Origin of the sequence: Sedimentitalea sp. XS_ASV28, from assembly GCF_041224545.1 — a bacterium.
Lineage (GTDB): Bacteria > Pseudomonadota > Alphaproteobacteria > Rhodobacterales > Rhodobacteraceae > Sedimentitalea.
Genome location: NZ_JBGFGP010000133.1, coordinates 1 through 11,654 on the forward strand (window position 1 = coordinate 1; position 11,654 = coordinate 11,654).

At 56.1% G+C, this 11,654-nt stretch carries 14 protein-coding genes and 1 pseudogene; 8 read left to right on the plus strand and 7 right to left on the minus strand.

Features of this window, described 5'->3' with window-relative positions:
- Window positions 1-420: MobQ family relaxase (gene mobQ, locus AB9K34_RS12185; RefSeq protein WP_369954705.1), on the minus strand; the 420-nt coding region annotated here is incomplete at its 3' end.
- 641 nt (window positions 421-1,061) lie between these two features.
- Here mobQ and AB9K34_RS12190 point away from each other — a divergent pair.
- From AB9K34_RS12190 to AB9K34_RS12220, 7 genes and pseudogenes are all read left to right on the plus strand, one after another.
- Complete coding sequence (locus tag AB9K34_RS12190) at window positions 1,062-1,340, plus strand: mobilization protein (RefSeq protein WP_369954706.1); 279 nt, start codon at window positions 1,062-1,064, stop codon at window positions 1,338-1,340.
- Complete coding sequence (locus AB9K34_RS12195; RefSeq protein ID WP_369954707.1) at window positions 1,340-2,995, plus strand: type IV secretory system conjugative DNA transfer family protein; 1,656 nt, start codon at window positions 1,340-1,342, stop codon at window positions 2,993-2,995. The genes AB9K34_RS12190 and AB9K34_RS12195 overlap by 1 nt, the downstream gene beginning before the upstream one ends.
- A 17-nt stretch (window positions 2,996-3,012) precedes the next feature.
- Window positions 3,013-3,564, plus strand: a complete 552-nt coding sequence (locus AB9K34_RS12200) for a hypothetical protein (RefSeq protein ID WP_369954708.1) — start codon at window positions 3,013-3,015, stop codon at window positions 3,562-3,564.
- Between the two features lie 317 nt (window positions 3,565-3,881).
- Entirely contained in the window at window positions 3,882-4,871 is a 990-nt protein-coding gene (locus AB9K34_RS12205; protein ID WP_369954709.1) for a replication initiator protein A, read from the plus strand.
- A gap of 99 nt (window positions 4,872-4,970) precedes the next feature.
- Window positions 4,971-5,639 carry a ParA family protein gene (locus AB9K34_RS12210; RefSeq protein ID WP_369954710.1) on the plus strand — a complete coding sequence of 223 codons (669 nt, stop codon included), beginning with the start codon at window positions 4,971-4,973 and terminating at the stop codon, window positions 5,637-5,639.
- Window positions 5,621-5,914: a hypothetical protein gene (locus AB9K34_RS12215; RefSeq protein ID WP_369954711.1), complete on the plus strand. Its 294-nt coding sequence runs from the start codon at window positions 5,621-5,623 to the stop codon at window positions 5,912-5,914. The genes AB9K34_RS12210 and AB9K34_RS12215 overlap by 19 nt, the downstream gene beginning before the upstream one ends.
- Before the next feature lie 153 nt (window positions 5,915-6,067).
- A pseudogene (locus AB9K34_RS12220) lies at window positions 6,068-6,688 on the plus strand (MT-A70 family methyltransferase); the annotation flags it as partial.
- A 230-nt stretch (window positions 6,689-6,918) separates the two neighbouring features.
- On the opposite strand, the gene AB9K34_RS12225 reads toward AB9K34_RS12220, so the two are convergent.
- From AB9K34_RS12225 to AB9K34_RS12250, 6 genes are all read right to left on the minus strand, one after another.
- A complete protein-coding gene (locus AB9K34_RS12225) occupies window positions 6,919-7,635 on the minus strand; it encodes a BglII/BstYI family type II restriction endonuclease (protein WP_369954712.1) in 717 nt (238 codons plus the stop codon).
- Between the two features lie 77 nt (window positions 7,636-7,712).
- Window positions 7,713-8,138, minus strand: a complete 426-nt coding sequence (locus AB9K34_RS12230) for a type II toxin-antitoxin system VapC family toxin (RefSeq protein ID WP_369954713.1) — start codon at window positions 8,136-8,138, stop codon at window positions 7,713-7,715.
- Between the two features lies 1 nt (window position 8,139).
- Window positions 8,140-9,204, minus strand: coding sequence for a hypothetical protein (locus AB9K34_RS12235; RefSeq protein WP_369954714.1), 1,065 nt, complete (start codon window positions 9,202-9,204; stop codon window positions 8,140-8,142).
- A 171-nt stretch (window positions 9,205-9,375) separates the two neighbouring features.
- Complete coding sequence (locus AB9K34_RS12240) at window positions 9,376-10,053, minus strand: hypothetical protein (RefSeq protein WP_369954715.1); 678 nt, start codon at window positions 10,051-10,053, stop codon at window positions 9,376-9,378.
- Between the two features lie 36 nt (window positions 10,054-10,089).
- Window positions 10,090-10,629, minus strand: a complete 540-nt coding sequence (locus AB9K34_RS12245) for a recombinase family protein (protein WP_369954716.1) — start codon at window positions 10,627-10,629, stop codon at window positions 10,090-10,092.
- 176 nt (window positions 10,630-10,805) lie between these two features.
- Window positions 10,806-11,408, minus strand: coding sequence for a uridine kinase (locus AB9K34_RS12250; RefSeq protein WP_369954717.1), 603 nt, complete (start codon window positions 11,406-11,408; stop codon window positions 10,806-10,808).
- On the opposite strand from AB9K34_RS12250, the gene AB9K34_RS12255 reads away from it, so the two are divergent.
- Window positions 11,407-11,654: hypothetical protein (locus tag AB9K34_RS12255; protein ID WP_369954718.1), on the plus strand; the 248-nt coding region annotated here is incomplete at its 3' end. The genes AB9K34_RS12250 and AB9K34_RS12255 overlap by 2 nt on opposite strands.

An 11,654-nucleotide genomic window follows, 5' to 3' on the forward strand; every position in this document is an offset into this window, starting at 1 on the left:
AACATGAGCGTGGTGGTTGCGCTGATCGCCTTCCCGGTGCGGCGCATGGATCGCAACATCGACGGCCACGCCATAGCGGCTGACCAGCTCCTGGGCGAAGTCGCGGGTGATCTGCGACCGAGCCTCGGCGCTGATCTCGGAGGGCAGGGCCAGCTCCCATTCGCGGGCGGTGACGGAGTTGCGGCGAGTCTCGCTGGCCTCGGCCTCGTTCCAGAGGCGGGACCGGTCCGAGGCCCAGTCCGGGGCGTCCTTCGGGGTCAGGATGAAGGTCTCCTCGATGCCCTGCTTGCGGGTGTAATCGTGGACACGGCCTTCGCGCTGGCACTCGATGCGCTCCCCGACACGGTAGGCTGCCGCCGCCGTGGCGGAGCGCCCGGCGCTGCGTTTGATCGTCTTCACGGAGAGGTGGTAGCTGGCCATGCGCCCTCCCCTCGCCTGTGATGCAAATGCGCCCACGCGCCGGAGCTGATCCGTGCCGATGTCCTGACATTGGCAATCGGATCACCCGTCTTTTCTCCACAAGAGTGCGCCCGGAACCGGCGCGGTCCGAGGGGAAAAGACAGCCCGCTTGAGGCAAGCCAACGGCTCTCCGACGCGCGGGCTTGCCAGTGATCTACCCCCAGATCCCCAGCCTCATGGGGGGCGGGATATGGGGGTAGATCACTGGCGGTTTGCCGGGGGCAAACCCGGTTCGTGTCGGCACCGTCAGGTCCGACGACACGAACCTCCCGCAAGGAAGATGCCAGCGGCAGACCAGCCCCCACCGTGGGGCATCGGGCGAGACGCTGGCGCGACCTTGCGGGACGCGATCCAACCGCTGAGGTTGGGCTGGGATGGTTTGGAAGGGGCAGCGCGCCCTTCCATGTCGCGGCGGCACGCGGCGAAGGGGATGGCCATCGGCCGGGGCCTTGCCCCAGAGAGATCGCACGCAAATCTCGGAACCGCAGGTGGAGAGTTTGCATAAGTGCGCCCTTGTCCTTTACAGGCCTACGGGTAAGCGCTACCGATGGTTGTTGCAAGCCTAACCTTTACACCTGCCCTTTTTGAAGTGGATTCCCGAATTGGCCGAGACTGAGCTTGAACGCGCCGAGAAACGCTATGCCCAGGCCAAGGCCCGCCTGCAGGCTCTGAAGAACAGGGAAGCCACCAGACAGCGCAAGCTGGATACACGGCGCAAGGTGATCCTGGGCGGGGCGCTCATGGACCTGGCGGAACGGGATTCCAGCGCTGCCGCAATGCTTGACCGGCTGATCCGCAATCTCTCCCGTGAACAGGATCGCAAGGCCTTTGCAGAGTGGGACGCCCCCTCCCCTGTCGCTGCTGATGATGGCGCGTCCTGATGCGGAGCGTGATGATCGTCTTCGGGGGGCTGTTCCGCTTCTTCGGTCGGTTGATCTTCACGCCCATCATGCTCGGATGGTTGATCGGAGCAATGGCCTTTGGGGCGATACTTGGCTCTCTGGTGGCCACCCCGTTCATCTTCGCCTTCTTCGACCAGACGCCCGGCGAAAGTGCCTGGCAATGGCTGGTCTTCGGACCCTTCATGTTTGTGGGTGCTGTCTTCGGATTCCAGTACTGGCGCATGGCCTCCGGAGCCGATGCCTATTTCGGGCTGACCGGTGATAGCCACGGCTCGGCCCGGTTTGCCAATCGCAAGGAGCTGAAGAAGCTTCAGCGGGAAGACGGTCTTCTCATCGGACGCAATCCGCACACTGGGCGGTTGCTGCGCTATGACGGCCCGGCCCATCTGATCACACTTGCCCCGACACGGGCCGGGAAAGGCGTCGGCACCGTCATCCCAAACCTGCTGGCGGCGGAACGCTCCGTTCTGGTCATCGACCCCAAAGGCGAGAACGCGCGGATCGCGGGCGAGGCCCGGCGGCGGTTCGGGACGGTCCACGTTCTCGATCCATTTGAGGTCAGCGGCCATCCCTCTGCCGCTTACAATCCGCTCGACCGGCTGCCACCAGACAGCCTCGATCTGGGCGAGGATGCCGCCTCCCTGACAGAGGCGCTGGTCATGGACCCGCCGGGCCAGGTGACGGAAGCGCATTGGAACGAGGAGGCCAAGGCCATCTTGGGCGGGTTGATCATGTTCTGTGTCTGCCACGAGGATCGCGACCGCCGGTCCCTCGCCACCGTCCGGGAATATCTCACCCTCCCCCCGGAAAAGCTTCGGGCGCTGCTGGAGCTGATGCAGGACAGCGATGCGGCAGGCGGGTTGATTGCCCGGTCCGCCAACCGCTTCCTCGGCAAGGCGGACCGGGAAGCTGCCTCGGTTCTGTCCAACGCGCAGCGCCACACGCACTTCCTAGACTCGCCCCGGATCGCAAAGTGCCTCGCGCGGTCGGACTTCGCCTTCTCCGATCTGCGCCATCGGATCACCTCCGTCTTCCTGGTCCTGCCGCCGAACCGGATGGACGCCTACAGCCGCTGGCTGCGCCTGCTGGTCTCTCAGGCCCTTCAAGACATTGCTCGGGACGCTGAACGGCCTCAGGGCGCGTCAGAGGGCCATTCTGAGCGCCTCAAGGCCCCTGCCCTCTTCCTCCTCGATGAATTCGCCGCCCTGGGCCGTCTGGAGGCCGTTGAGCGCGCCATGGGGCTGATGGCGGGCTACGGGCTTCAGCTCTGGCCGATCCTGCAGGACATGAGCCAGCTCAAGGACCTCTATGGCGAACGCGCTGGCACCTTCATCGCCAATGCCGGGGTGCAACAGGTCTTCGGGGTGAATGACTTCGAGACGGCCAAGTGGCTGAGCCAGATGATTGGCCAGGAAACCGCCGGGTTCCAGACCGACAGCTTCAAGCCCGGCGATGGCCCCAGCTTCTCAAACAACCTCACGGGCCGCGATCTGCTGACCCCTGATGAAATCATGCAGCTTCCCCCGGATCGTCAGCTCCTGCGCGTCCAGGGGCAGGCCACCGCCGTTGCGCAAAAGCTGCGCTACTACGCCGATCCTGAATTTGCCGGGCTGTTCACACCTGAAGCCCGATAACCCGAAAGCCATCCGCCATGTCAGACACACCCGCTTCCCCTGCCCCGCTCTCAGATGACGATCTGCGCGAAACTCTCGATCTTTTGGCCACGGCGGTCGCCAGCATCTCGGATCGCGTGGATGACCAGACACGGGTGCTCGACCGCGTAAACAAGACAGCGACGGAAGCTCGCTCTGCTGCCTTTGCCGCTCAAAAGCAGACGGACCCGGAACACTATGGCGAGATTGTCGGCGCGACCATCGACGGCAGGATCGGCGATACCCTCACCCGTGTTGGCCAGATGGCCGGTGATCTGCTCCGGGCGTCCAACCATACTCAGGAGGTTCTCAGGAAGGCGGATGAGGCCAGGTCGGACACCATGCGTCAGCTTTGGGAACGGGAGCAAAAGCTGGTTCGCTTCAAAAGCCGTCTTCCTTGGTTTGGTCTGGGTGCTGTCGTTCTGGCTCTTATCCTGACGGTGACGCTTCCTCGTTTCTTGGCCAGCAACGCTTCCATGTGCGCTGTCCTCGGAGCGTCTTGGACCACGACGACCACGGGTGTCGATGCCTGCGTGTTCTACCAACGGTGAGCGGTGAAGCGCCAATGGTGGTTGGTTCAGGTTGAGAAGTCGGGTGTTATATTTGTGTTATAGAAGGTGTTACGAGAATCGGCGGTCTCTCAACGCGTTGATATTAATCCAAAATACTGCGGTGATTTTGCCTGTCGGTGTGTAGAGTATCGAAAATTGGTGGGTAGACTAGCGAAGAACGGTGTGTAGAGTATCGAAGAACGCGCCCGCTTGGTGGGCAGACTGTCGAATAATGGTGGGTAGAGTATCGAATAATGGCGAGGCCTCGTAAACGCACTGCATTGCTTCCGCAGCGGCATACTGAGCCGGACCTTTTTGTGTGCGATATCCTCGACGCGACCCCGAAAAGCGACCGCGCCTCGATGGAGCATCCTCTCTTTTCCCTGTCGGTCAAAAAGGACATGGCTGCGTTCGAGTATGAGCAAGGCAATGTGAAGGTGAAGATTACGCCTGCCGCCGAAGAAGGCCGTGCCAATGTTTTCGACAGGGATATTCTGATCTACGTGCTCAGCCAGCTCATGGCTGCGAAGAATGAAGGCCAAGAAATTGGACGGCGTGTCCGGATCTCAGCCCATGACCTTCTGAAGGCCACGAACCGTCACACCACGGGCCAGGCTTATGCCACGCTACGCCGTGCTCTTACCCGGCTTCAGTTCACTCAGATAGAAACAAACATCCATGATCACGGTGTTGGAGAATGGCGCTCGCTCTCATTCATCACCGATGCTCGGATCGTCAAAGAAGACTCCACGGGACGCTTGCTTAGCGTCGAACTTGAAATGGGTGATTGGCTGGTAAAAGCGATTGAAAACAAGAATGTGCTTACCCTGCACAAGGCCTACTTCCAGCTTAGGAAGCCACTAGAGCGGCGGCTTTATGAGCTGGCCCGCAAGCATTGCGGCAAGCAAGATGTTTGGCGGATCGGCCTCGATAAGCTCCAGCACAAGACCGGCTCGACCTCCACAGCAAAGGAGTTCAAGCGCCTCGTTAAGGCGATTTGCAGGGCGGACGAAGATCAATCACATATGCCGGATTACTGTTTCAGGCTTCTACATGATGTTCTGGAGGTCACGCCAAAACCCGAGTTTCTGGACGTTTATGGCGACAGTTCTGCAATTGCTACAGAGGTTGCGGTGCGTCTGTCGTCCGATGCTTACGAGAAAGCCCGCGAGGCTGCTCCTACCTGGGACGTGTACTTCCTTGAGCAAGAATGGCGGATGTGGATGAACGATCCGCCGCGCCATCCGGATGCCGCGTTCGTGGGGTTTTGCCGAAAATGGTATGAGCGAAAGGGACGCGCCCCATAACAGATAACCCATATCACTTAACAGTTATCTGATAATAGTTATGAGTTGACAGTTATCGGTTATGAGTTAAGGGTTGCGAAAACAAGAAAGAGGCAGGCGATGACTCAGGTCATAAGCGTAGTGCAGGAAAAGGGTGGAGCGGGCAAAACAACGCTCCTAACAGCAATTGCCAGTCTGATGGTCCAAGACGGTGCCAGGATCGCAGTGATCGATACGGACCCTCAACGCCACTTGGAAGCATGGGCCAAGAAGGAACAAACTGATCTTGATTGGCTCTATGAAGAAGATGACGAAAAGCTGATCCCTACCGTCAAAGCTCTCAAGAAGGCCGATCCCGCCTACGATGCGATCTTTGTCGACACTGCAGGTTTTAAGTCGGCTATGGCGATGCACGCTATCGCAGCTGCAAATCTGATCTTGATCCCATCGAAAGCCAATGAAGCCGACGCCAAAGGGGCCAAGCGGACATTTTCGCACGTCCAAAGTGTTGCAGAGACGATGGAAAAAGAAATTCCGGCGCTGGTGGTCATGATGGATGTGGATACGCAGACAAATATCACACAGGCCATTGTTGATGCGCTCGACGCACAAAACGTACCACGCCTCAATGCCATGTGCGCGCATCGAACTGGCTTCAAGGAAATGACGTCCACAGGCCAAGCTCCGCAAGGATCGGCGCGGCGGTCAGCTCAGTCGGTACTTTCAGACCTGCAGAGTAGGGGCCTCTTGGGATTTTATAGGAGCGGGTCATGGCCAAAGTCAGCGTAAACCTCGATGACGACCTCGTTGGAGATGACAGCTCCAAAAAACTGAAGGCTATGACGGCTCCATTACCAAGCGTGAGCAAGTCCAAATCATCCGCCTTGAAAGATGCTCCGCGCGTCCAGTTTTCGTTCACAAACGTACCAGAGCCCATCAAGAATGCATTTGCAGAAGAGGCAAAGAGGCGCGGTGTTACAAAGAAAGAGCTTCTTTATGAATGCCTTAGGGCTGGAGGAATAGAGATCCCATCAACTTGGGAGATAGATGGGCGCAGGAGGTAACAGATAACTGTTATCCATTAAGGGTTCCCTAACTATGATGAGGTTTTATCGGGAGTGCGCTTGGTGTCCATCGCACCAGTGAATTTTGTGCCTAGCCAGAGAATGCAAACTGGTTTAAAGATCTAAAAAAAGATCTTAACGGGGTGTCCGAGCATGAAAAATGGGAAAGTCGAACCGCTGCGCGCTGAAGAACCAGCACCTGAATTGCCGAGCGTAGTAGGGGGCTTTTCTACGGTATTGGCTGACCCGCCTTGGCGTTTCACAAACCGAACCGGCAAGGTTGCGCCTGAGCATCGCAGGCTTGATCGATACTCCACGATGACGCTGGAAGCGATTAAAGCGCTCCCCGTTGATAAAGTCTGTGCAAAGAATGCTCACCTTTACCTTTGGGTCCCCAACGCGCTCTTGCCGGACGGATTGGCCGTAATGGAAGCATGGGGCTTCCGATACGTCTCCAATATTATTTGGGCGAAAAGACGCAAGGATGGTGGGCCAGATGGTAGGGGCGTCGGTTTCTATTTTCGAAACGTGACTGAGATTTTGTTGTTTGGAGTTAAAGGCTCCATGAGGACGCTTGCCCCGGCCCGATCTCAAGTCAATATGATCGAAACTCGGAAGCGAGAGCATTCCCGTAAGCCTGATGAGCAATATGACCTGATTACGTCTTGCTCACCCGGACCCTACCTGGAGATGTTTGCACGGCATCCTCAGAAAGGTTGGACTGTTTGGGGGGACGAGGCCGCAGAGGAAGTCGCACCACGAGGAAAAGTCCACAAAGGCTATGAGGGTGGAGCAATACTGCCGCCTCTTCAATCGAATGAAACCGTCCCTGAAGCGGTCGCTCTAGAAATAGGGAAGGAAGTGAAGCTGCGTTATGAGAGCGGTGAAAGCATTCGAGATCTTGCTGAAGACACAGGCTATTCGATCCAACGAGTGAGGTCTTTCCTCAACCTTGCTGAAACCCAAATGCGGCCACGGGGCAGACGGGCGGTAGAGAAGTCCGCCTAGGGGCTAGTGTAGGGCGTACCGTCCCAAGTGCTTTGATTAGCGGCCACGATCAAGACGGGGCAGGGACCCATGACGCCGCGCCGCACCCGCATTTGTGCTTTGTCGAACGCTGTGACTGTCGAAGTCGTCAGATCAATAGGGAGCTTCTTTACCCTTTCTTCTTCAGGTATCGTATCTTGGTAGTCACCCCAGAGTTTACGCGCCAACTCCAACAAGGGGCGACGATCTTTGGTAATGATAACTCCTGCGGAAATGACCCCGGCTTCATACCAAGACCGATACGAGGCTAAGTCTCTATCGAGGTTGCCGTCTTTAGCGTTCCACTCAACATCGAGCACAACCCTGTTTTTAAAATTGTCTACAAGATAGCCCTCTTGATAGACTTCCGGGAGTTCTCCGATTTTCTCGCCGTCCTTGGAGAAGAGGAGGCCTTTTGTCGAAAGATCCAGCCTGGTCTCTCGCCAGCCCCTTTCGTGGAAGGCATTGTCAATCTGCTCTGCAATGTCGCCCCTGTTGCCTCCAGCCCTGAGCCAATATTGGGGTTCTAGCCGATAGCTCGACAACACGCTGATAATGTCAGCCCATTCGTCCGGACACACAGCACTCATGACTGCTGATGCCGAATTTGTCTCCATGAACGACCAATGATCCCGTGCTTCACTGGGCATCACATTAGGGTCATCGTATGTGCTTGTTTCAAACAACCGTTGCACCAAACGATGCTAATGAACACCGCCCCTCGTAGCTTCCAGAAACACGCGACACCGCTCTCTTCGCTCGCGCGGCGGAGTCACACCTTGATAGGGTTAACAACGGCTAGGTTCCTAAATTTATTGACAAAATCCTTATCATTCAGGGTTATTAGAGCAACACCTTTTGCATAAGCAACCGCACCGATCATAAAATCGGGCAGTACGCCATCCTTCTTTCCGTCGCCTTTGCTCCTCCGATATTCTTTGAAGACTTGTCCTGCAGAAAAGAGGCCTTCATCATTTGCCGGAAGGTCGGCGATGCCGAGCTCGTCCAGTGCCAGCCGTAGCTCCTCCGCAGAGTTCATCCCTGCCGATGCTTCAGCAAAAACCACTTCGGTGATGAACACCATTCCACTCGCTTTGTATTTCTGGAATTCACGCAAGACAGCGGGATGCGCCTGTTCGTCTTCGTTGAGAAGCGCGATCAAAGCAGATGTGTCCAGGCATGCTGACGTCGGTTCCAATTCAACCCCTCATCAATGCCATGAGGTCTGACGAACTCATTGTTGGCTTGATCCCGCGCTCGCGGATCTTCGACAAGGCCCGCACCGAAGCCTCCCGGACGAACATATCGACGTCAAAAGCCTTTAGTTCGTCATGATCAAGGACCTCGTAAGAAGCGTCCAGCCAATCCATCGTGTTCACAACGCCTGCTGGAAGAGATTTTGGCGCTCTCGGGAGCTTCTTGTCTACCAATCCATATGGGCGCGGATCGTTGGTTCGACCTGTATTGATGGCTTCAACGGAACGTTCAAACCTAGCAGGCCCGCCTACGGAAACATACATTTCCAGCAAACGCTTCAGCGCATAGGACTTTTCTACATTCTTACCTCCGGACAGTAGACCGAATTCGAACTCTTCTAGCGCTTCTCCAATAGCAGAGACGTTCAGCCGACGTGCATATTGAAGCCGACAGAGACGATCTGCTGCCAAGAAAGAAGCGTTCATCCACCACCGCTCAATGGTATCAGCGACTACTGAGTCTAGACCACCAATCTGATATAGAAAATTCAAGTTGGTACTCAGTTTCCTAGAGGTTTTCGCTTTGTATCGGTCATCGCTATCCAAGAATGCCTGGATGTCATCAGCGTTGACTTTTGTTACGTCCCACCCGTGCGTATGAGCCAGCCTTTCAACAATGTACCGGTTCGACCATAGGGCGGGCCGTCTTTGGAAATGCCGCGCCCCTTGCCAAGAGCCAACCAACGAGAGGTTGAAGGCGAAGAGCGCCAGTCTGTCAAAATGGGCAGAATGATCGAAGAACACAGCCTGAAAAACGAGCTCATCGAACGAAATCCAATCACCAGCCTCGTTCGAGTAATTGAAGAGAAAGAAGTTCGCTGGGATGTAAAAATTGATGTCTTCCGCCTCTAAGCGCTGACGGAAATCACTGCGTCTGATGTCGCTCTTGGCATCCCCGAACCCAACCCGAATAGCATGATGGAGCTCGGCCAGGCCTCGGCCATCTTTCCCCCAGCCAAAGTTCTTCGTGAAACTGCCAGGGTGCCAGTCTTCTGAATAGTCCGGCATGATACTCCCATGTGACGGCCTTCCTGAGCAAGACTCTCAAGCATTAAGGCTCGATCGTCAAACTCCATAGGCTTGGCATTATGGTGGTTCTGGGTGGAAAGCCGCAAACCTCGCCCCCTTCTACCGCCAAGTTGTTATGTGCCTGGTGGGCCACGGTCCTTGCCATATCCGCTAGCGCATGTTGCTCGGATCATGCTGATACTGACACAGTTGCCGCTCGATTTTTCGCCGATAAGGAACGCTCACGGTTTCCAGTGCTTTCGAAACATCGAACTCCGAAATCTCGATGACGCCGGAGCTTGAAAAGCATAACTCCAAACGAACCAATTGCTCTATGAGATAACCCTGCTCGTCTTCAGCAACAAAGTTCACAGCATCAACGGAGAAATGTCGCTTAATAAGGGGGTCGATATTTCGGTAAAGGAAGGTGAGGGACAAGTCACCTGGCCGGTCGATGTCTGGAGCGCAAAAATGTTGAATCGCATTCCTGGCCTTCCGCAACTCTTCAAAGCTATCCAAGTCTGGAAGGCGCTCGCCATGGACCACCCAGAGCAGTTTTGGCAGGTGCTCCAAGTTGTAGGTCCTGCCATGCTCAATGACTTGCCTGAGGTCCAACGGCTCTTGCGCGGACTTATCAAGCGAGAATATGTCTCGAAAGATCAGCAAAGGATGAGCCTGGGCAATGACGGCCTTCAGAAAAAGCTCACCAGCATGCGCGGCATCAAGGATGGACATGTTCGCCCAGTGCTCAACCCCAGGCCCATCAAAGATCGCATGGGTGTTAGCTTGGGTAAGTGCATCAGATGCCATTCTGAATATGCGTTCCGGAATCTCATCTATCTCAGACATTTTTTGACGCTTTCAAATCTGCAGGGATACTCGTACTCAGGCGCGCCGAACTGTACGCTCGCTCACCTTGAAAAGCCGTGCGATTTCGGCAATCGCGCGATGTTCATCATCCCTCATACGGCGCACCTCATCCCTTTGACTGGGCGTCAGGGCAGGGGGCCTACCACCAATCCGACCCCGTTTGCGCGCAGACGCAAGCCCTTCCTTGGTCCGTTCTGAAATCCGTTCCCGCTCAAACTGGGCGATGGAAGCAAATACGTGAAACACTAGACGGCCTGCCGGCGTTGTCGTGTCGATGTCTTCGGCCAGGGACCGAAAGCCAGCACCGCGTTCCCGGATCACCTCTACAATCTCCAAGAGGTCCTTCAAAGACCGCGCCAGGCGGTCATACTTCGTGACGGTCACAACATCGCCGTCGCGGAGCTGCTCCAGCATTCTGTCCAATTCCGGGCGGGTGCGCTTCGATCCGCTGATCCTATCCGCGAAAACCTTCTCGGCACCGGCAGCTGATAGTGCGTCGGTCTGTGAATTCAGGCTCTGGTCGTCAGTGCTGACGCGGGCGTATCCAATGATCATGCTTCACTGTGACAAAAACCTGCCAAAACCGCAAAGGTTTTGCCGGGGGTTTTTGTCCTACCTAAGCGATTGATCCTAGGTAGGGCAGGGCACTTGGCCAAAAACGACCGTTTTTGGCACGTAGGTTCTGGCAGGGGGTTTGTGTCCGGTGTGTGGACGAAGCGGACTTTCTACTATCAGGGCGACACAGCCGCATCGGACAACAACAAGTCGAAGCTGTGTGGCGGCGCAAGGTTCTCAAAATACCAGTCCTCGGCTCGGTGCCATTGTTGCTCCCATGCGCTGAGACCACCTTCTCTTTTTATCAAGCGCTTGAGACGTTCTTCGTCTGGCACCTCTATCAAAACTGTCAGATCGAGAAGGTCGCGGAGTTCTGGCCGAGCAGCATAGACGCCCTCAATCACCACGATTTCGCTTGGCTCAACATACGTCTCTTTGGAGGATTTCGAGCCGTCGAATGCGCCCCAATCATAAGGAAAAAATGAGGCATTTTCAGTGGCATGAAGCTTCTCAAGGACTTTACGCAACGCTCTCCAGTCTATGCAAATCTCAGCGAGTACGTCAGCTGGATCATCCAGTATTCCTTCACCGCCTGAGAAGAAGTCATCACCGGAAATAACCGGTGCATTCAACTGATGGGCAATTGTCCGCGCAAGTGTCGATTTCCCCGCCCCGCTACGGCCATCGATTGCCACCAAAAATGGTCCGGCGACGTCGTAGCGTTTTGCGACGATCGCACGGATGAGGCTTTCGACATTTTTGTCCGAAGGTGGTGACATGCTTGTCTATACCGCGATGCAGCAATTGTTGGAATGGGATCGGTCCGGACCTTCTCCGCACCGCAGGATGCGCCAAAACTCATCCGTTTCTGTCACCGGCGGAATCGACCGTTTTTTGCCCATGGATTCTGGCAGGGGATTTCTGTCCAGTGAGCGGACAAAACGAAACTTCGGCACATTCGACTTACGTCTCGCCTCAGCTCATGCCTGTTCTGCGCCCTACCGCTCCGGTCGCAGCGGTAGGAC